The 21,143-nt window shown below is 61.1% G+C and carries 12 protein-coding genes; 5 read left to right on the forward strand and 7 right to left on the reverse strand.

What is annotated here, in order from left to right:
- Positions 1–25: 25 nt before the first annotated feature.
- Complete coding sequence (locus ASG92_RS15525) at positions 26–1,339, reverse strand: IS1380 family transposase (RefSeq protein ID WP_240987155.1); 1,314 nt, start codon at positions 1,337–1,339, stop codon at positions 26–28.
- Positions 1,340–1,610: 271 nt separating this feature from the next.
- Here ASG92_RS15525 and ASG92_RS15530 point away from each other — a divergent pair, with 271 nt between their 5' ends.
- From ASG92_RS15530 to ASG92_RS15540, 3 genes are all read left to right on the forward strand, one after another.
- Positions 1,611–2,684: a hypothetical protein gene (locus ASG92_RS15530; protein WP_056630041.1), complete on the forward strand. Its 1,074-nt coding sequence runs from the start codon at positions 1,611–1,613 to the stop codon at positions 2,682–2,684.
- A gap of 359 nt (positions 2,685–3,043) precedes the next feature.
- On the forward strand, positions 3,044–4,243 hold the full coding sequence (locus tag ASG92_RS15535; protein ID WP_157372241.1) for a hypothetical protein: 1,200 nt from the start codon (positions 3,044–3,046) through the stop codon (positions 4,241–4,243).
- Positions 4,240–5,550, forward strand: coding sequence for an AAA domain-containing protein (locus ASG92_RS15540; RefSeq protein ID WP_056630048.1), 1,311 nt, complete (start codon positions 4,240–4,242; stop codon positions 5,548–5,550). The genes ASG92_RS15535 and ASG92_RS15540 overlap by 4 nt, the downstream gene beginning before the upstream one ends.
- Here the strand turns inward: ASG92_RS15540 and ASG92_RS15545 are convergent.
- From ASG92_RS15545 to ASG92_RS15575, 6 genes are all read right to left on the reverse strand, one after another.
- Positions 5,543–8,290 (reverse strand): ATP-dependent DNA helicase, encoded by a 2,748-nt coding sequence (locus tag ASG92_RS15545; RefSeq protein ID WP_082579531.1) that lies wholly within the window; start codon positions 8,288–8,290, stop codon positions 5,543–5,545. The genes ASG92_RS15540 and ASG92_RS15545 overlap by 8 nt on opposite strands.
- Positions 8,291–8,719: 429 nt before the next feature.
- A complete protein-coding gene (locus ASG92_RS15550) occupies positions 8,720–10,633 on the reverse strand; it encodes a DUF262 domain-containing protein (protein WP_056630051.1) in 1,914 nt (637 codons plus the stop codon).
- 68 nt (positions 10,634–10,701) lie between these two features.
- Complete coding sequence (locus ASG92_RS15555) at positions 10,702–15,933, reverse strand: AAA domain-containing protein (protein ID WP_082579532.1); 5,232 nt, start codon at positions 15,931–15,933, stop codon at positions 10,702–10,704.
- A gap of 1,059 nt (positions 15,934–16,992) precedes the next feature.
- Positions 16,993–17,142: a DUF4383 domain-containing protein gene (locus tag ASG92_RS27430; RefSeq protein ID WP_346762995.1), complete on the reverse strand. Its 150-nt coding sequence runs from the start codon at positions 17,140–17,142 to the stop codon at positions 16,993–16,995.
- Between the two features lie 48 nt (positions 17,143–17,190).
- A complete protein-coding gene (locus tag ASG92_RS15570; protein WP_056630064.1) occupies positions 17,191–17,610 on the reverse strand; it encodes a GNAT family N-acetyltransferase in 420 nt (139 codons plus the stop codon).
- Positions 17,607–18,479: a ribokinase gene (locus tag ASG92_RS15575; protein WP_056630066.1), complete on the reverse strand. Its 873-nt coding sequence runs from the start codon at positions 18,477–18,479 to the stop codon at positions 17,607–17,609. Before ASG92_RS15575 ends, ASG92_RS15570 begins: the two co-directional genes overlap by 4 nt.
- 139 nt (positions 18,480–18,618) lie before the next feature.
- On the opposite strand from ASG92_RS15575, the gene ASG92_RS15580 reads away from it, so the two are divergent.
- Positions 18,619–20,055 carry an MFS transporter gene (locus ASG92_RS15580; RefSeq protein WP_056630069.1) on the forward strand — a complete coding sequence of 479 codons (1,437 nt, stop codon included), beginning with the start codon at positions 18,619–18,621 and terminating at the stop codon, positions 20,053–20,055.
- 43 nt (positions 20,056–20,098) lie between these two features.
- Positions 20,099–21,106, forward strand: a complete 1,008-nt coding sequence (locus ASG92_RS15585) for a nucleoside hydrolase (protein WP_056630072.1) — start codon at positions 20,099–20,101, stop codon at positions 21,104–21,106.
- Positions 21,107–21,143 lie beyond the last annotated feature (37 nt).

The following is a 21,143-nucleotide window of genomic DNA, read 5'->3' on the forward strand; positions in this document are numbered from 1 at the left end:
GCAGGCAATTACAAATCGGTTATTCTCATGACCAGTGCCGTCCGGACGGCGGCATGACACTCATCCGGGAATCAATTTCCCCACGAACCGCGAAGAGCCCGTTTGGCAGGGCGGTGAGCTGGATCCAGGAGACGAGGTTGAAGGCGAGGGCTGCGATGTTTGCCCAGGCCTGGTTCGCGGCGAAATCGAAGAAGGGCAGCTTGCCCAGGCCGGTGTTTTTCAGGGTTTTGATCCTGTTCTCGCACCGGCCGCGGGCGCGGTGTCTGGCGTCCAGGAATGGTCCGTGCCAGCGCGGTGAGTTGGTCAGCAGTGCGGTGATCCGGTGCCCGTCGGTATCGAGCAGGGTCGGCTGCGCTCCTGGGTGGAGCGGCTCGGCGCGCAGGAACAGTTTTGTGCCCGGCGGGTAGTCGGTGAGTGGGATGACGTCGGTGGCGTTGATGACCCACGCGTCGGTGCGGTCGTTGCCGGTCTGGTCCAGGGCCGGCTGCCAGTAGTCTTTGTCAGTGATCCAGTCGATCATGTGGGCCTTGCCGAACGGGAGGGTGTAGCTGGTGGAGAACTGCACGCCGAGGCTGTGCAGGTGCCAGAGGAACTTCCGTGAGGCCCCGGCACTGTCGGTGCGGACCAGGACCTTCTCCCCGGCCAGGGCCCCGGTTCCGTCGTAGAAACTCTGGGGCAGTTGGGCTGCGGCGGTGTGGAAGACCCGGATGTGGTCCTCGGCGCTATTCGCTCCGGCGTTGCCGGGCCGCAGCACGCAGGCGAGGATTTCCCCGGAACCGTTGCCGGCACCGTAATCACACGATGCGATGAACGGGGCGAACCCGTAGCCGCCCTTGTAGGTTCCGGCGACGTTCTCCTTGTCCGAGTGCGAGGTCACGAGCGTCGCGTCGATGTCGATGATGAGCGGGTCCGCGGCTGTCGCGATCAATGCCGGGTTCCGGTTCCCGGCGGCGTTCCATGCACGGGTGCGCAGTTCCCGGGTGAGGGTTTCAAAGCCGTAGCTGAACAGCTCCGGGTTCGTCACGGTGCGTTCGAAGAACCGTGAAACGGTCGCGTTCGAGGGCAGCTGGCCGAAGGCGCCGGGTGACGAACGCAGGATGTCCAGATCCGAGGCATGTTCACCTCCGGCGGCGAGCATCGCTGCCAGGGACCCGAGGACACTCCCGGGACGATGCCGTGCGCCCGAGGGAACAAACTGGCCCAGCCGGGCCTCGCACAGCCCGCCGAAACCCAAGGCCTCCATGAAGCCGGTGAGGACCGTGACTCCGGCGTGGGAGATCAGCGACTGGCCGGTGAAAGTGACCGGAACGGACGGAAAAACACGGGTAGACTTTTGCATCGAAAGGGTGCTCCTTCGCAAGGCAAATACAGGTCTCGACAACCACTATTTTCCCAGCTCAGAGCACCCTTTCCCTGTTTAAACACACACTCTCAGCGACCCGCCATGAAAACCCCGGGCTAACCCGCGGGCCCTATTAGCCGACCAACATCGTCGAGGATTTAGTGGTCCCAGAATGAACTGGAATGTCGGTCGTCTTCCGTAAGCTGACCGTTAACTCGGGAGAGCGGGAAAAGTCCGTCCTTCCCCGCCAATGACAGGAGGCTCCGCGGTGGCAGAGGTCGACGAGGTTCGCCAAGAGGCGCGGCGAAACACAAGGGCGCGGTTCGAGCAGTGGGCGAAGAACCCTGCGTGCGATGCCAACACGCTGTCGGCAGTTCACAACGTCCGGCTCGATGCTGCCGCTCGCAAGGTTGGCCTGTCGCCGAGCTTCGGCCAATCGCCGTTTGCGATCGCGCGTGGGAACCGATTCGAAGCTGGCCTTTTCCTCGAAAATGCTGCCCGACTTCGCCAGGCGCTCGAGGCGAAGGGCTGCCTGCCCCCGAGTTCGACGGGTTTCGTCGACCTCCGCCTCAAAATGAACGGCGGCCAGTACGTGTCGTCTGTGGATGAGGGCCTGCGGCTTACACAAGAATGGTTGCAGAGAATTGCCTGCGACCCCGGGACTGCCGAGTCGTTGGTTGCCGCTCCGATGATCAAGATTCCAAAGGGCGTCATCCTCCCGGAGGCGCTGCTGATCATCGACGCCGTAACAGTTACCGCGGCTGACGCGATGCGTCCTCGAGTCACTGTCGGCGAGATAAAGGTGTTCCCTGACCGTGGCGGGCACACCGAGCCGCAGCAGCTCGCGAGCGCCCGAGCGCAGGCAGGTGTATATCGCCATGCTCTCGAGTTGGCACTCCAGGAACTAGGTCTTGCCGACGATATGGATATTGCGGCCGACGGCTTTCTGGTGTTCACCTGGCCGGGGTCGAACTCCCCTTCCGTTAGGGCCGGAGAAGACCTCACCTACCAAGTGATTCGCGCTGAGCGTGGATTCCAGCGGCTCGAGGAGGTTGCACAATCGCTTGTTCGCACTGATGACTTCGCGGCTGACAATCCCGCTTTGATTCAGCGCGTGCTCGACGCAAACACGAGCTACTCGGAGGCATGCCTGTCCTTTTGCGATCTTGCCCCACGCTGCCATCAACATGCCGCGGACGCTGACGACGCCATCATCCTTGGAACGGATGTGAAGCGGTTGCTTGGCGAAACCCACATCTCCCGTGCCATCGCTTTGCTTAACGGTGCGGTGCCTTTCGATGACCGTGAGCAGGATCTTCAGCGGCAGCTGGGGTTGTCGTGACGGCGCGCCAGGTCAAGCGGAAGCTGCGGTCGTGGGAAGCTGGCCGCCCGTTACCGCGGTACGACACGCTTCACCACGCCGTGGTGCCGGAGGAACAGGCACTGATCGTGGCATTCGTGCGGATGGCAGGTGAGTCTCGGCCTTGGGGCATCGCTTGGGGCCACGTCGGGTCGGCACCGAAGATCTCTGCAGTCCCAGACGGCCGTGTTCGCGATGACGTTGCAGCCCTCTGTGCAAAGTTCGCTGAAGATCTGCTCGAGCACATGCGAGTGCACAACTGGACCTACGACCCCGTGGACGGCAAGGCGAAGCCAGATGACTTGCGTCAAGTGTGGCTGCCGAATGGCCAACATGTTGCCATGCTCCACCACCTCAGTTACACGTACTCCCAGACGAAGTTCGGTGGGGCCAACCAAGACATCCTGCGTGCGCTCGGCCGCCTCGCGTCTTGGATGTTCCGCGACACCTCACGAAAAGGCGGCCAGCACGTGGTCAGTGCCAGTGGGGCGCTGGGCGAGGCCTACGTGTATCCCGCCCAGGACGTCCGAACCGCACACCTCGGGTATCAGCTAGCCTGGCTAACCACGGATGGTGGTCGGGATCAAAGGATGAACGCCGCCGCCGTCGCTGAGCGGCTCACCGTGTCGCCCACGATGGACCCCGCCATGGAACGAGACCAGCTGAGTGATCTCGTCGAGAAGTGGCAAATCGCGAGGAGAAAAGGTCCCGATCCTACAGTTGTTGCGGAGATAGGGGCAATCCTGGAGCTTGAACTGCGACGTCGGTGGGATCTCACGGAACGGGCCTACCAGGTGTTGGCCAACAACGATAGAGGCGTCAACGCTGGTGTCACAGATCTGGTGAAGCAGGCACATGAAGAGTTCTGGTTCCAGCACCAGCGGATTGAACTGCGCCACAACGACCCGAGCCAGGGGCCGGCGTACGTTGCTCACCCGGAAACCGACTTCCACGGGTCGTCTGCTGCCTCTCGCTACCTAATTCATGCGGCGGCTGACGAAGCCTACATCGGCCACCTGATCCACAATGACGGAGAGTTGTTTCAGGAAGCACTGGACAGTGGAAAGGCACTCCGCGCAAAAGTCGCCAACGTGATTGACCTAGGTTCCGGAAGGTCAACCACCCCAACTTGGGTTCTCCACTTAGATCCGGGGCAGCCCCATCGGCTCCGCGAAAACGGCCGCTTGGCACCCTACGGTTCGCGTGGTCACGAGGTCACTATTGCGTCAGTGAACGTGGCTGAGGACGTACTAGAAGTGACGATCGAGTGGACCGGTCGAAAGACAATGGCTCTGTCGTGCGGGCTGGGGGCGAAGCCGGCGGACTCCGCTTGGGTGGGTGAGGAAATCGCTTTTGTGGTTAGTGATGCATCGGATTTGACCAAACGGCGGAGCAGTCGTGTCTGGAAGGCGAAGGACGGCCCGGGCGCCTGGCTCACACACGGCAAGTCCCCGACGCAGATAGAAATCACAGGAGATGATGGGGGTGCGGACCTTTTGATCGACGACGTCCGGCAGATTGAGGAAGGTCAGTCCCTATGACCGCCGTGAGCATCGACGACGAATACACACGGCTTCGCGAAGCGCTCATCGACTACCTTGTGGATGGCGGCAAACTTGCCGTAGTCAAGGCTCCGCCAGGGTCAGGGAAGACCTACATGCTGATTGAAGTGCTCGCCGCTCTCGTTGCCGAGGGGTCCCGGATCGCCGTGGCAGCGCAGACCAACAGCCAGGCAGACGATATTTGCCGACGTATCGCTCGGGACCACCCCCATGTTCCTGCGGTTCGGTTCTCCAGCAAGGGGAACAAAGCGCCAGATGGATTCCCCGCGGCGGTGCTCTGGACCAGTGATAAGGACGCGCTGCCCCCTGACACTGGCGTGGTCGTAGCGACGACCGCAAAGTGGTCTCTGACCGATGTTGCAATGCCTTTCGATCTTCTTGCCGTTGACGAGGCATGGCAGATGAGCTGGGCAGACCTTATGCAGTGCGCCCTATTGAGCAGAAACTTCCTCATGATCGGTGACCCGGGCCAGATTCCTCCAGTCGTAACCATTGATGTGCGCCGATGGGAGACGTCCCCCCGCGCGCCCCATAAGGCTGCGCCAACGGTCGTACTGGCAGAGCCCACCCTAGACGGAGTCCGATTCGTCGGCTCCCTGCCAACCTGCCGTCGGCTTCCGCATGAGTCAGTCGCCTTCGTCAAACCCTTCTACGACTTCGACTTCCAGGCATACGCTAAGGCCGCAACTCGCGGGATTGACCTGCCCGACGGTCACAAGCTCGGGAAGCTCGGCGACGGGCGACCGCTCGCTTTGACCCTGCCCACGGCGCCCCAGGGCCCACCCATCGAGGTCGACCACGAGCTGGCACAAGCGGCAGCCAAGGTAGTTGCGGAGCTCCTGGACTCCCGAGCTATGGTTCGTGACGGTCACGGCGCGGCGCGGCACCTGAGACCTGGCGACGTTGGGGTTTGTAGCAGTCATCGCGTTATGAACGCTGCGCTCACGTCCGGGCTGTCCAGATGGGGCACCAACATTCGCGTCGACACTCCCGAACGGTGGCAAGGGCTGGAACGTTCTGTGATGATTGCCATCCATCCGCTGTCGGGAGTTACCGACCCGTCTTCATTCGATCTCGAGACCGGCAGACTGTGTGTCATGGCATCCAGACACCAGGCGGCGCTGGTACTGCTCACGCGCGACCACGTAGGGGAGACGCTCTCGAATTACATCCCTAATGCGGAACAGGCTCCGGGGCGGCCGGACATGGTGGGTCGTGGTCACGACGCCCATTTCCGGTTCTGGCAGACGTTGCTTGAGCAGGAACGGGTTGCTCCGTTCAGTTGAGCTTCGCTGCACCGCAGACTTTGTGGAAGTCGCAGCTGCGGCACTTCTTGATTTCGGGAAGCGGCATAAAGTCCCGCTGCTTCAGGCTTTCCGCCGTGATGAGCACTTTGGCTTCGGCGGCGGCGACTGCCGCGTCATCGACGCTAACCGAATGTCGCGTTGTGCTGTCCATATCGTGGATGAATGCGGCCCCAACTGTAAGCCCCTCGCGCCTGCCGGCACCTGCGTAGACCTGGAGCTGGAGGGGCTCGATGTTCCCGCCTGTCGAGGTCTTATAGTCGATAATTGCAAGGTTGTCCTGGACACCATCGTGCTCGTCGTAGATCACGTCGGCACGTCCGCTGACGACGACGCCCGGGAGGTAAAGTTCGAATGGACGTTCGGTCGCCCAGGTGCGCAGCAAGTCCTCTTTATGGTCGGCGACGTATTTGAAGACCAGGCGCCTTGCCTTCTCGCGCATTTCCTTATGTGCCGCCTTGTTGGCGAACGGCAAGAAGAAATCTGATGTCAAGAGGTCGTTTATCTCTCGCGGCGATGGCAGCTTTCCGACGGTCTGCGTGTGCTCGGCGAGCACCCGCATGACGTGGTGTACGGCATTGCCGTATCCCAGCTCGGCCTTGATCGGCGGCATGAAACCGAGTTCCCTCCTCAGCAGGTAACTCTGTGGACAAGTTGCGTAAGCTGCGAGATCGCTGTAGGTGATCGCAAGGTCGGGCAGGTCGAATCCGGTGGCAATCGCGCTCTTGGGGAGCCCGACACTCTGAATCAACCGGTTGCACTCGACTAGATACGGTGACGGGGCGGTCCTTCGTGTTGTCACTCGCTCGTGCGATGACAGTGAAACCCAGTCGCGTGCGCGCGTCATGGCAACATAAAACAAACGTCGTTCGTCGGCATCAGATCCTTCGTACCGGGCGGCGTCGAATAGCCCTGGGTCGACGAGCCAGTTCTGCGGTGTGCCGACCTTGTTTGAAGGAAACCGCGCTTTAGTCAAAGAAGGCAGGAATACCACCGGCCACTCCAGGCCTTTGGACCCATGCACTGTCCCAAGCGCTACACCGTCGGCTCGGAGATCATCTTCGCCGTCGAAGTCGTCGTAGTTGCCGGTTGCATAGTTCACCAGCAGGAGCGCGAAGTTGCGGTAGAACCACTCGTCACCAATCGCGCCACCGACCTGCTCGGTTGGGGCGTTCGCGTCCCGTCTGGATCTCCTAGTGACCGTTTCATAGTCGGCGAGAACGTTGGTAAACCGTGCAATCGTACCGAGCCGGTTCCGCTGCCGCTCGTCGGCTAGATCCCACTCCGAGAGACGGAGCAGTCCGGCCAGTACGTAGAAGTCGCCTACGAGGTTTACGTTGAAGTCCTTCTCGCCGGTCCGTGCCTTCCACTGGGTCAGGTGCTCTCGAATTGTTCCGAGAATCAGGCCGCCGAGGCCGAAAACTCGGGCGTAGCTGTCCACGAGATCATCGATGGTGATGCGCGCGCGAGTGATGAAGCGTCCTGGCGACCAGTCAATGTCCGCGATCCAGGCGTAGGTAGCGCCGAAGACCGCGGCCTCCGGCTGCGCAAACAGGCCGGTCCTGCCCCCTGGCTGGACGGGGATGCCTGACGCCTCCATGGCGTCGAGAAGCTTGACATAAGCCACCTTCCCGCGGACAAGGACCGCGATGTCCCGGTATGGGACACCGTTAGCATGAAGCTGTTCGATGTCCTGGGCGACCATGTGCGCCTCAGCGGTCTCATCGTCGAGTCCAACATTGATCGAGACAGCCGGTCCATCAGCGATCCGATGCGTTCCCATTTCCTTGGGTAGGCGTCCTGGGATTGTCTGGGCGAACGCGTTTGCGAGGTCGACAATGCCAGGACGTGATCTGCGGTTCACGAGGAGATGGAACTGAGTGACGCCGTCGTAGCGCTCGGCAAAGGCCACGATGTTGTTCACATTGGACCCACGCCACTGATAAATCGCTTGGTCGTCATCGCCAACTACCACTAAATCGGCGTTGCCTTTCGGCTTAGCCAGCAACTCGATGAGCTGCTCCTGCGCGGGGTTGACGTCTTGGTACTCGTCGACGATTAGGTGGCGAAGGTCTGCGGTCACCTTCGCGTGTACGTTGGCATCCTTCAGCGCGTCGATTGCGCGCACGATCTGGGTGCCGAACGACATAAACCGGTAGCTGTCCAGCATCTCGTAGTACTTAACCAGCGCGTCTTTGAAATCCCCGGCCGCAAGCTGGTCGATGTGGAGAAGTTCGTTCTCGACTACGTCAACGCTCTTCTGGAATGCCGCCACTCCGCGGAAGAGCTTGCCGGCATTGTCGAATCGCTTCAACCCGAGCCGAGTCGCCTCCCGGTAGAGCAGGTTTACCAATTGATTCGCATCTAGCGGCGTGTAGGTCTCGTATGTCGGCACATGCGATTGCAGTAACCGGAAGCAATAGGCATGGATAGTGCCGACGAAGAGCTTTCCGAGCTGATTGGTGGCGGACTCGCCAACCTTGGCCGTCACTCGTTCTCGGATCCGTTCCTTGAGTTCGGTCGCGGCCTTCTCGGTGAACGTGAAGGCCACGATCGACGCAGGGTCCGCCCCCTCGGCGAGCAGAGAAGCAACCCGTTGGGAGACGACCTCAGTCTTCCCGGAGCCGGCAGCGGCAATAATCTGAACGTGGCCACCGCGGTGGGCGACCGCCTTGGCTGCTTCGCCCCCAAGGATGGGAATGGCACTCACTGCATCAATCATGAGACTCAATGTAGTGCAGGGCTTGGCCCTCTATATGGAGGGCAACAGTACAGATCGCGGTGTCGACCTTCGAGGTGCGCTAAGCGGCTTTCTCCGCCAGCTGACACCGAAGTGTTGCTGGTGAGAAATTCTGCAACAGCGGCCGCCTTTGCGAAGACTCAGGATCCCTATCTGGAAGATTGCGACAGGTCGAAGCAAGACAAATATGTCCCTCCGAACCCGCTCGGCCCAGCGCCCCGAGGGCTGTGTAAGGCGAATCTAGTAACAGGCGGGCCAAGGCATGGGATTTTCGCTGGTTGACGGCGAACAACGGGAAGCGGCCTATTTGTCCTTGGCCGGCGACTCTTCTGAGTTCTACGCCTGGAACGCAGGGTTGCTTAGCTATGGGCAGACCACTTTGAGGTGCGCAGCAACCTCTTCCGGGCAGGGCTAGCTTGATGGAGCAAGCACGATGTCGGTTGCGTGCTGTCGAACAGCTTGTACGTCCGTGAAAACGAGATACCCGAGACTGGCAAGGTGGTTCAGTTCATCGGAATTCCCATCCAATTCCAGCACGAGAGGCGGCGTCATTCCAGGCTGGAGGCCATCGGCCCAGTGCGCTTCTGCTACGCAGACGAGATCGCCTGACTCGTGATCGCGGACTTCGACGTCAACCTCACCCACGGCGAACCCCATGTCAGCTAGTTCGATGACTAGCTCCTCAACCTCGGCCAACTTGGTCGTCGAAACATCAGGTGCGAGTGCCGTTCGCGCTAGGTCATCCGAGGTTGTGCCGTGCCAGAGCTCGTCTAGGACGGTGTTTATGGCGTCCGCCAGGAGCTGGCGGCGAGCTGCCAGAAATTCTCGATATTTATCAATTGACCATAGAGATCGGTCCTGGGGGATCCACTGGCTGGCTAGCGCTCCCGGAAAGGCCGCTTCGACGACAGGGAAGTATTCAGCCGGGTCGCGGTCCGTTATGTCAAGGTTCGCGTCCTGTGTGAGGAAGCAATAGTTTGCGACAGCGTTGACTTCCTCCTTCGCGTATCCCGCTTCGTATAGTCGAGCCTTAGGGAAGATGTGGTGGACCTGCAGGGACGAGTTCCTGCCGAGCATATGAGCTGAGAGCGCTATGCCGGTGGTGAAGTCCTTCGCCCCCTGGGTGCGCGTAAGCATGTAGAGCATCGGGTAGAAGCGGGCGCCAATGGTGTTCCCTCCGAAATCTGCCTCTCTGACGGCCAAGTCGCCACGGGAACGGAGCATCTGCGCCATCAGACCCTCAATACCGTTCTCATCGACGGCCTTGAGGTCGACGTTAAGATACGACTCGGTTGAGCCAGCGAAGCGCCCCCACATGGCGGCGTGGATGTACCAAGTGAGAATTCGGTCGCGGTCTACTGCATTAGGGAACCGTCCGTTGTTGTTATGCAAATAACGGGCGATAACTGGCACGGCAAATCGGGCGGGGAAAACGCGGTCGAAATCGAGACCGAGACGGGCAGCAATGACATCCAAAACGATGGACACGAGGCCTGCTGTTTCCTTGAGCCCCTTACGAATGTCTTCTTCAGCGACCGGGGCCAGTGCTGTGAAGAGGGCCTCCCCGGTCACGACCGCGTTCACGTTACGGAGGAGCCATTCGAGCGTGAACCGGTAACCAGCGGTTTCCCATTTCAACCGGTGTGCGTTCATCTCGGATCGCGCCTCTGGCCAGGATGCACATATTTTAGCGAGAGCAAGGTCGCCCTTGGAAAGCTTGGTGCCCCCAGAGTTCACGCGATTGAAAATATCGACGACGACATCAATGGTCTTGTCTGATCCGCTTACTTCTTCAATATGAACGTCCCGGTGCTGAACGTCAGCGAGTTTGGTTATGCGAGCCATCACTTTCAGCATTTCGGCCGGTCCAAGCTCCGCTATGTCGGGGTGAGACGCCCAGTAGTTCTCCACGTTTTTAACCATGAGCTCGGAGACGTTGACCCATACAGGGTTGTCTTTCATCTTGACGGGAGCGTAGAACTCAAACACTTCGTCGTAAACGTTGAAATACAGATCGGTGAACGCTTGTGCGTTTCCTTCGAAGAATTTCGGGGGAACTCCGCGCATCACGCCATAAAGAGTCGTGGCGCGCTGCTGTCCGTCCAAGAGAAGCTTGACGCTGCCATCGCGTTCGATTTCGCCGCCTCGAGTTCTGGCCGTCATTACAGCGGTATTCCAAGTCATGAAGCCGCCAATGGGGTAACCCTTGTATAGCGATGTGAAGAGACTACGGACTTGCTGGCGGTTCCAGACATAGCCACGCTGAAACTCCGGAAGGGCCATATCTTGGCTGTCTATCTGGTCAAGAATTGTGGACAGCTTCATTGCTTGCTCCTGAATAGTGGGTCAGACACGGTTTTACGAGCTTCAGTGATTCAAAAACGGACATCAATCTACGAAACACTCCAGGTGTAGCCGCGGCACTCCTGCAAATAGTCCGTGGTCTTTTTCGTCATCTTTTTCAGTCCTAGCGCGTTTAGCACCTCCCTGTCCAAGTCCCAGTCCGCAACACCCCGGGCTGACACCAATTCGAATAAGGCCATGAGCTCGGACTTCGGTACTTCGAAAATCGTCCTTGGGCCAAGCTGCCGCACCAGCACCGGGTCTCGTCCCGGAATGTACAGAGTGGCGCCCACGACACCCTGGACACCGTCTTCGAGGCGGGCAATGGTGCCGGCACGAAGCGCGCGGCTGGCAGCGACATTGAAAATGCTTTGAAGAGACTTTCCAACACGCTGGCCACCAGTTGCCTGCTGATAGCGCAGGTAAGCCTGCCGGGCGATCATGGGTCCCTCATGGTTAAGGATCTCCACCAAGCCCTGCTGAATGTAATGAAGATTCCGGTCATTCACTGGAGGCTTTGGGACCAGCGGCCACACCTTGTACGGAGAAAGATCCACAAACTCGGTCGAGGGAGTTGAGTCCTGGCCGAAGAGCAGCTCTGAGGACTCCTCGTCCTCTGGGGCAGCTGGGACGTCAGCTTCAAGTTTCTCAGTGGCACCTGCCACGCTCGCTTCAGCGGCTTTGGCGTGCTCCCCCCCAGTAGCCGAGATATTCGTTTCCGAGTCATCCACATTCTTGATACGGGCTGTTTCAAAGGGCGTAGGTGCGTCGAGGGAGCCGAGGAACTCCTCCCATTCAAAGTCGGAGGGGCTTTCAGAGTGGGTCTCGTGATCGGTGTTATTGGGTTCCGTCTCGACGGACCCCTTTGCAAGGTCCGCCGTCGTGACTTCTCGAATGACTGACCTTGTCGGACCCTCTATCCACCCGTCTCCTGTTGGGATCCCAAGGGCATCTAGGTGCTCCCACACGGAGGTCATGGCCGCATGCGGGTCCCTAAAGAAGGCCGAACCGCGAATGCGTTCGAACGTCCAGCCTGAGCGTTCAAGAACCTCCTGCCGTGCCCGATCCTGGTACCAGACATCAGGACCGTGCCAGCGATCGCCGTCGCACTCGATTGCTAGTCGGCGTTCCGGTCCGGAAACCACAATGTCCAGGCGATACTGCCCGACCGTTTTCTGAACCTCTACACCTTTGTAGCCCCGGCCGAGTAATTCACCGACGACTCTTCGTTCAAATTCAGATTCGCAGGCGGCCATCAATGCCGCCTGCTCCGGGGCTTCTGCCACGTACGCGGCGCAATGACGGATCAGCGCAGCGCGGAGATCGCCCTGGGGGAGCATCTCGGGGTCAACTGAGGTTACAACCCACATCTGACTGCGGGCCCGTGACGCGGCGACGTTGATCTTGCGCAGATCCTTAAGGCTGGTCATTGCACCGAACCGCGTTGCCGACTGGGCTGGGTCGATTGCCACGACGGTTGAGATGACAATGACGTCGCGCTCATCACCTTGGAAGTTGGCAGCCTCGCCACAACGGATTTTTCGTTCCTCAAGCTGTTCCGGCCCGAGCTGGTCGTAGAGCTTCTCCCAGATGAGTTTGGCTTGGCTCGAACCCAGCAGAGTCACAACGCCAAAGGTCATCCCGTCATACTGCTCTTTGGCGCACATCTCAGTGATGAGATTGGCAACTTGCAGAGCCTCATGCTCGTTGACATCGCCAACTCGATATCCGTCCATTACGCGTACAACACCAAGGGGCACCCAGCCTGGCTGCGGCGCCTGATCCCGAAGGGGGACGATTCGCCCGTTATAGGCCTGCCTATTAGAGAAAGCGATGATTTCCGGGAGACACCGGAAATGCTCCGAAAGCATCACGGGCGTCGCAAATTTCTGTGTCGCGAGATCGTACAGACTATTGTCCGGGTCGAAAAGTGTCCGGTACTTGGGTACAGCCGCAAGGTGATCATCCATGATGTCGAAGACCTTCTGGCGGTCCAGACCGACGTGTTCGGGACTCGTTTGTTTGTCATCGCCCACGACTATCGCCTTCTTCGCCAGCGACAACAAGGGGAGGGCCTCGAATCCGATCTGAGAAGCTTCATCAACGATCAGCACATCAAACGGAGGAATAGCTGAAGGGCGGAAACTAGTCAGGGCCCGGGACGTGGTCATGATCCAGACCGGCACCGCGTCCTTCGAGTCGTTAAGCGACTCACGCATTTCGCGAATCCAACGCTGTGCGTACTTGCCGCCTGTTTTGCCGTACCTCGTCACGGCTTTCAAATAGCCCTGCAGCGCCTGGCGTTGGCTAGGCCCGAGGTTATCCGCGAGTCTCCTCCACGCTAGGACTTCGACAAGTTGCGCCACTGTCCGCTGTCGTTGACGTCCAAGATCATCAATGCGCGATTGAAGTTCTCCTGGCGACGACTGGGACATCGCCGACGCTACCCAGCCCTCAAGTTGCCTCCACTGCCATGCTGCCCTAATCGTCTCAGCCGGCGGGGCAGCATCTGGTGCAGAGGCAAGAGCCTCAGCCCATAGGGGAGCGACGCGGATCAGCGATGTGTGGAGTTCCTTGAGTCTGCGGGCCCGGTCAAGGAGCGCCGTCGTGCTCAACACTTCGTCACGTAGTCGGCTCCAAAGATCCAGCTGTTGGTTTTGAGCGGCGTCCAGAAGTTGGAACCAGAGCGGCGACGAATCTATCCGGCTGCCTCCAGTTTTCAACATGGCTTCAAGGGAAGTGATTCTGGCCATCGATTCAACAGCATCAAAGTGATGCATGGCTTCGTCGATGTCGAGTAGCAGGCGGCTCGTCTTCTCTGAACTCACGAGGTTTGTATCTCGAAGCCCGAGAGTTTCGAGCCTTAATGAGACCTGACGCTGCTGACTCGGTAGTTCTACAAGCTCCTGTAGTAGCCGAAGTTCGCCTGCCACGTCATCCTCCGGCTTGGCCGAAAGCGATACAAGGTGAGCACTGGGCGATTGATTGATGAAGATGCGGCCGATATTCTCGCGTGCCAACTCCAAAAAAGTTGCCGAGATGCAAAGATCTGCTTCGCGCGCAGTTGCCGGGACTCGACCATCCACCCTGAACATGGATACGGTCGCTCTATGTTGAAAATCAAAGAAGCCCAGCTTGCCAGCTGAAGCAAGCTGCTTCTGCGCATCGATGATTCGCTGGAGTAGTCCCTGGTTGGCCGGTTCCTGGAGCTGGACGGTGGAGGCGATGAGTGCACGGCGATGTTCAATTGCCTGCTGCCGAAGATCTGATAAGGCCTTGAAGTAGTCAGCCAATTCCTGTGCAAGCAGGTCATCCGACAAGTTGACTATCTTTGCCGCAAAGGGCGAGGACTCGAGCCTGACTAGTGAATCCAGATAGGTAGCGACGAGAGACCGCGCCGTCCTAACGGCGTCTTTTGACGAAGTCACGAAGCGCGACCAGTCGAAAAATGTGGATCGCACGGCGGAGGCTCTGCTCTCACCAGCTGCAACGGCGCCGAACAGGGCACCTAGTTCAGTCGCTGTTGGAAGCTCGGACATCGGCGGCAAGACTGTCAGCGCATGCGCGGCACGGTCAAGTCCCACTGTTTTCAGCAGTCCCAAGTATTCGCCGTACTCCGCGTCCGAGATGGGCATAGGTGCGGACAGTTCGATGACGTCTGGAATGTATGCGTGAGCCAAGGCATGTCGGCGGACCCAATCGGCAGCGGCTTGCGGCGAAATGTTTTCGCCCGCGTGCCATGTCCCTGGTGCGGTGTCGACCTCTGCCTGACGGGCTCTAAGCATGTCCGTCGTTGTTGCAGCGATCCCTCGGTTGGCGGCGTCCAAATCCAGACGGAGTCTAGCTATGGCTTCGTCTGCGCCGCGAGTGTCAAGGGTGCCGACTCTGCCTTGGATTGTGGTCACCGACTTTTCCAAAGACTTCCGGCTTTCCTCATCAGCACCCAGCACGGACACTGTCAGGTCCCGGATGCCGGCGGGGATCTTGTCCGCAAGCACACGCAGCGCCTGCTCCTTTTCAGCCACGACCAGCACTCGCTTCCCATATGCGACATAGTGGCTAATCAGGTTGGCGATAGTGTGGGATTTGCCTGTGCCCGGTGGGCCCTGAACCGTCACTCCGGGGTGACTTTGCGCGAGTTCGAGAATCCTCTTCTGCTCCTCATTGGTCGCAAGCGGGAGAAGGAGTGGTTCCGTTTCCGTTGCGACGTGGCCCTGCTCAGGATCCGATCCAAAGTTTCCTGATTCGTTACCCGCGTCCATGACGATATCCCGTAGCGGGTGGGGGATCGTCCCGTCGGCTAGGTAAATCGAGCGCATTTCATCAAGGAATCCCTGAGAGTCAGGGACGCGAGGCCGCATGTAAAGGGTCCAGCTCTTGTCCACGACGAGGTCGGGGGCGGGGGCACCAGCATCGGCTACGACGGTTCCGCGGTCATCGATAGATCTGGTAAGGCGGAGTATGAGATCTGATGTCTCGGCTGCATTCCAAGGATCGAGGTCCAGCTCGGACGCGGCCTGGCGCGCGGCAGTAATCGAAGGCCGGTCGTGAACGTCGAGGCCGGCGAGATAACGGATTTCGATCTCAGCCTGCCCCGCTGGCGTCACGGACAAACGCTGAGTCTTCTGGTCCAACGAGACTTCTACAGGAACGGTCACAACTGGGTGGTCGACGACATAACCGTCAATCGCCCAGCGTGCCCGTCCGAATCCCCACACGAGCTCAACTGACTCCCGATCCAACATGAGCTTCTCGCGTTGTTCGAAAACGTTTCGATGGAGCTGTTTAACGCTGGACGCTCGAGAATGCTCTGCAGCCCAGGGCTCCCACTCGCTCTGGATCCAGGATTCCGCGTCGGCGACGAACCTCGCGTACTCATCTAAAGCGGCTTGGCGCTCGTCATCTGTGGGCCCCTGATCAATCGGCGCATCCGCTGCATCGTGGGTGGCCGGTTCCTCGAAAGCGGGCACTGGGACCGTCACTGCCGGCCGTGATCCAGCTGACAACTTGGCGCCACCCGCAATGTGCTCCGAAAGCTCCTCCGGGACCTTGGGCGCGGAAGGCAGGTCAACGAAGTCGATGCCCAGCCATTCCGTTTCGCCAGGGCGAAGCTGTACGGCGTCGTGAACGGGAACGGCCTTTTCGGGAAGCCGGAAAAGTCGGTAGTCACCGATGTTACGTACAGGCTTGTTCCGCTGGGCATCGTATTCGGAGAGGAAGTCTATGAGTCTTAGAACTTTCGCCCGCGAGTCTTGCGCGTTGACTTCAGCGTCCGCTGTCATTGGTGCCCCCAAACTAAAGCGCTGGAGCCAAGACCCAGCAAAGTGATCCAATTGTATGGCGACATGACGGGTGTGCCTGCCAGTGGAGGCTCGCGGCGTCCAACGATCTGACCGGAGTCCACGGGGTGGCGCTATGTCAACGGGATACCTTCAAGGCCAGAGCAGCGACCAGCCGAGCAAGGGACGCTGCTGGATACTCAGCGGCGTGTTCGGTTGTTCGTTCTGTTGCGCCCGCTGGCAGCAGCACTCAGCTGTTCCACCACTTACGGAGGCGCCCAAAGATTGACTCTTCGGGCAGAAGGCGCCTTAGTTGTATCGGTATTTTCACGACCTCAGTCAGACCCTCATCCACGTAAGACAGCCAACCGTCATGCACGAACACCAGTTGGCCGACTGGAAGCGCGATATGTAGTGGCGTTACCCACTCTTCCGCCGCTGCCTTCTGATCGAGCCGCTGGAGCTTCAGCAGGGTGCCACTTTCATTTTGTCGGAATCCTAGAACCGTGAATGCTTTCTTTATGACAGACGCTGGCACTTGGTCTGAGACCATCTTTCGTCGGCCAACGGCGGACGAATAGAGTGCAGGAGACATTCGCTGGCTTTGTCCCAGCTCCGGAGAACTCTTGCTTCGGGCACTATCCGTGCATGGATGTTTTGGCCAAGGCGGACCAATCTCATCAAAATACACGCGACTGCCGAATTCGTTTGAATAAAAATACACAAATGCGCCACAAACTGGGCAAACTGCATTGGGTCGCACCAGGCCTGTGGAATAGGGGTAGCCGGGTCGTTGGAACAGATTGAGTTTGATAGGCAGGCTTCGCATATACCCCTGACACGGATCGTGGCGGCATAGGCGCATATGTCGGCCAGGTCGTTCGAGAAACGGTATGGCTGGACACCCAAACCCGTTGTCCGTTCGGGCCTCGCCGGTAGTGGCCTCGGCGGTGATACGTCGTCATTCGATAATCATGGCACCCGCCGTAAGAGCCGCCAATACATTTGGCAGTTTTTCAACTGATTTTAACAATCCGGGAGCAATGAAATCAGCAATTTGCTCTAGCAGTCGCCTCGAGTCCGAAAGGACGAAACTTCTCGGTCCGCGTCGTAGTGGCCCGTGATCCCGGGAGCGAAGCCCAGGACGCCGACCAGAAGGAACACTGCACCTACAGCCATGGATGCCTTCTGGACGTTAGTGCGGGCCGCCATACCGATGCTGGTGTGTGGCGCGCAAATGGCGTGTGCCGCCGTCGTGCGTCACAGCTCCAGCCGGAACACCCAAAGCAGCACGTCCTCGCCGGGTACGTACCAGTCGCGGGCCGGAACCCGCTGGAAGCCCAGGGACTCGTAAAGACCATGCGCCCGTTCCATAAACGTCGCACTCGTGATGCTGATCGCACCGATACCGGGCAGCGACTGTGCGTGTTCGATGACCCGTCGGACGACGGCGCGACCAACCCCGCCGCCCTGCGAAGTCAGCGTCACGGCCGCCACCACCGCGCCGGAGGCTTCGGCCACCCACACCTCAGCATGCTCCGCCCGGTGTTCCACGTTGTCCAGCACACTCATATACGGGTGGTCGGCAGTGAAATGCCCAGCGTGGAGGTAGGCGTCCCGGGTGACTCTCCGGACCTCTGAATAATCGGCCGGCCTTGCCGGCCTGAAAACGAAATTCACTGCCCGGCAACCCCGGCTCCAGCCACCCGGGCAACGTACCCCTCCAGCCGAGCGAGCGCCGGCTGAGATGACGGATCGCCCACAGCATCCGCCCCGACCGCGTTAGCCACTGCCAGGGCCTGGGAGTAAGGAAGCCCCGCCCGCAGCGCCAGGACCAGAGCCGCGCAGAACGCGTCGCCCGCACCAATCGTATTGGCCACCGTCACGGCCGACGCCGGCGCCTCCGCCACCTTCCTGCCGTGCTCGAACATCGCCGACCCGTCCTTCCCGTACGTCACCGCCACCAGCTTGGCCTCTGCCAGCGCGGGAATCAGGTCGTACTCAGTCTCGTTGACGATCACCAGGTCGCACCGCTCCAGCAATTCGGCCGGCAGATCCATGGCCGGCGCCGCGTTCAGGACGAAGAACCCGGAGGAACGCCGGGCGGCATCCAGCACAACAGGCAGTCCAACCTCAAGCTGGCACAGCACCGTCTCGTCCGGCCTGAACTCCACGCCGTCCAGCGAGAACTTGGAGTTGGCGCCCGGGCACACCACGATCTGATTTTCGCCGTCGCTGTCCACCACGATCAGCGCGGTGCCCGTCGCATCGCCGTCGAGCACCGCCACGTCAGAAGTGTCCACTCCGGCAGCAGCAAGAGACTCCAGCATCAGGCGGCCCTGGGCGTCGTTGCCCACGGCTCCGATCATCCGGGCGCTCCCGCCCAGCCGGGCGGCGGCAACGGCTTGGTTGGCTCCCTTGCCGCCGGGCTGCTGCTGCAGGACGCCGCCGCCGATGGTTTCGCCGGCCGTGGGAAGCCGGTCGGTGGTGGCGATGATGTCGAGGTTGATGCTGCCGACGACGGTGACGGCAGGAAGTCGAGTGCTCATGGGAAGTCCTATCGGGTGAAGCCAGGGCGGCTGGATTAGGAAATAGTGTACGCCATGGTTGTACTTGTTCGTCATACATGGTTGTATAACAACTCACATCCCAAAGGCAGGACCCGCCTGCAGAACAAAGGAGTTTGATGTGAACAGCCCAACCCCGGTCACCACCTCGCCGCCAGCCGCCGTCGGTACCGAAACAAGCGCAGCCCAGCCGCAATTCGGCGGCCGCCGCGCTGCCCTGCTGATCTCCACGCTGCTGCTCGGCGTGCTTTCCTTCCAGCTCAACGCCAGCATGGTCACCCCGGCGCTGCCCCAGATCGCCGCCAGCTTCGGCCAAAGCGCCGACAGCGCCGCCCCCGTGCAGTCCATGTTCTTCCTCGCCGGAGCCATCGCCGGCCCGGTGATCGGACGGTGGAGCGACTTCATCGGCCGCCGCGCCGCGCTGCTGCTGGTCCTCGGCATCATGGGCGCCGGAACCCTTCTCTGCATCGCAGCCCCGACGCTGCCCATGCTCATTGCCGGCAGGTTCCTCCAGGGCGTCTCCAGTGCCGTCTTCGCCCTTGCGTACATCGTTCTCAGCGAGAACCTGCACGCCCGCCTGTTCGGCACCTCTGTCGGGATCATCGCGGCCATCAACGGCGGGATCGGCGGCGTGGACGGCTACGTCGGCGGCCTGATGGCCGAGACCCTCGGATTCCGGTCCATCTTCGTCGTCGTGCTGGTGCTGACCGCCGTCGCCGCCGGCTGCATCCTCAAGATCGTCCCGAAGGGACGGCCCCAGGGCGTCCGCGGCGCCATGGACTGGTGGGGAGCGGGCTCGCTCTCGGTGTTCCTCGTCTTCATCACCTACTTCGTCTCCGGCGGATCGGCCGCCGGCTGGACCGCCCCCAGCACCCTGGCCCTGCTGGCCGGCACCGTCGCGTCCTTCGCCGCCTTCTGGATGATCGAGAAGAAGCGCAGCCACCCGCTCATCGCCGTCCACCACCTGCGCTCCCGCCAGGTCTGGGCCGTCATCGCCACCACCGTCCTCACCCTCGCGGGCATCTTCGCCGTCATCAACTTCACGGTCGTGCTGCTCAGCCAGGACGCCCGCCACGGCTTCGGGTTCAGCGCGTCCCTCTCCGCCCTGCTGTTCCTGACCCCGGCCGCCCTCATCGGCGTATTCGCCGCACCGCTCGCCGGCTGGCTCGCCGACCGCCGTGGCTGGATCAAGACCCTGCGCGCCGGAACCGGGCTGAGCCTGGCCTGCGCCATCGCCGCCGCCACGTTCTCCGACAACCAAGTGGCGGTGATGATCGCCGTCGCATCCCTCGGAATCTTCTACAACGGCTTCTTTCTGACCGCCATTAACGGGCTCTCCGTCCTGCTCTCGCCCAAGGAAGCCCCCGCCGCCCTGCCCGGCATCAACGGTGCCTCCTTCGGCATCGGGGCGAGCCTCGGCGTCGTCATCGTCGCACCGTTCGCCGCCCAGGCCACCTCCGCCGGCTACGCCACCGCGCTCTGGATCTCGGTAGCCATCACGGCGGCCGCGTTCATCGTCAGCCTCTTCGTCGCCGCCCCCAAGGGCGAATCCCTCTGACATCCCGTCCCAAACCAGCACCAACGAAACGAGAACCACCGCAATGACCACGCCCACCAGCCACCCGTTCTACCTCGACTGCGACACCGGCATCGACGACGCCCTCGCCCTGGCCTACCTGCTCGCCTCCCCGCAGGCGGATGTCCGGGGGATCGGCACCGTCAGCGGCAACGTCAGTGCCGCCGTCGGCGCCCGCAACACCCTGGACCTGCTCCAGCTCGCCGGGCACGCGCACATCCCCGTCGCTCTTGGAGCCCACGACCCCCAAGCCGGCACGTTCCACGGCGGGGCGCCGCACGTCCACGGCGCCAACGGCATCGGCGAGGTCTCGCTGGACGCGGCCGCCGCCGTACTGGCGCCGGAATCCGCGGCGGAGATGCTCGTGCGGCTCGCCCACGAACACCCCGGCACGCTGCGGGTCCTCGCCATCGGCCCGCTCACCAACATCGCCGAGGCCCTGCGGCTGGATCCGGAGCTTCCCCGGCTGGTGGAGGAGATCACCATCATGGGCGGGGCCGCGCTGGCTCCCGGAAACATCACTGCGGTGGCGGAGGCGAACATCGCCAACGACCCCGAGGCCGCCGCGGACGTCTTCGCCGCCGACTGGAACGTCACCCTGGTGCCGCTGGATGTGACCATGTCCAACGTGCTGGAGGAAAGCCACCGGCAGGAGCTGCTGGCGGCAGGCCACCCGGTTCCGCAGGCGCTGGGGGAGATGCTCAGCTACTATTTCCGGTTCTACGAGGGCATCTTCGGCCGGGCCTGCTCCGCCATGCACGACCCCCTCGCCGCGGCGCTCGCGGTGGGCGGCGTTAAAGCCGCCGTTGCCCCGCTGGTGCGTGTCGACGTCGACACTACCGACGGTCCCGGACGCGGCCAGACCGTCTGCGACCTCCGCGGACTCTACCTGGACTATCCGGCGCAGCCGGGCGCCCGCTGCCGGGTGGTGCTGGCGCTCGACGGCGACTTCGCGCCGCACCTGGTGGAGGTGCTGCTGTCGCTTGATCAGAGCACGACGGCGGGAGTTGCCGTGCGTGCGGCGGTCGCCTGACCGCGGGACCGGTGCTCCATTAAAACGCTGAGGGCCA

Origin of the sequence: Arthrobacter sp. Soil736 (assembly GCF_001428005.1) — a bacterium.
Lineage (GTDB): Bacteria > Actinomycetota > Actinomycetes > Actinomycetales > Micrococcaceae > Arthrobacter.

Excerpts from the sequence above, each read along its gene's own strand:
- ASG92_RS15585 (WP_056630072.1), top strand. The coding sequence starts at position 20,099 with ATGACCACGCCCACCAGCCACCCGTTCTACCTCGACTGCGACACCGGC.
- ASG92_RS15550 (WP_056630051.1), bottom strand. The coding sequence starts at position 10,633 with ATGAAGCTGTCCACAATTCTTGACCAGATAGACAGCCAAGATATGGCC.
- ASG92_RS15575 (WP_056630066.1), bottom strand. The coding sequence starts at position 18,479 with ATGAGCACTCGACTTCCTGCCGTCACCGTCGTCGGCAGCATCAACCTC.
- ASG92_RS15545 (WP_082579531.1), bottom strand. The coding sequence starts at position 8,290 with ATGATTGATGCAGTGAGTGCCATTCCCATCCTTGGGGGCGAAGCAGCC.
- ASG92_RS15540 (WP_056630048.1), top strand. The coding sequence starts at position 4,240 with ATGACCGCCGTGAGCATCGACGACGAATACACACGGCTTCGCGAAGCG.
- ASG92_RS15535 (WP_157372241.1), top strand. The coding sequence starts at position 3,044 with ATGCTCCACCACCTCAGTTACACGTACTCCCAGACGAAGTTCGGTGGG.
- ASG92_RS15525 (WP_240987155.1), bottom strand. The coding sequence starts at position 1,339 with ATGCAAAAGTCTACCCGTGTTTTTCCGTCCGTTCCGGTCACTTTCACC.
- ASG92_RS27430 (WP_346762995.1), bottom strand. The coding sequence starts at position 17,142 with ATGGCGGCCCGCACTAACGTCCAGAAGGCATCCATGGCTGTAGGTGCA.
- ASG92_RS15555 (WP_082579532.1), bottom strand. The coding sequence starts at position 15,933 with ATGACAGCGGACGCTGAAGTCAACGCGCAAGACTCGCGGGCGAAAGTT.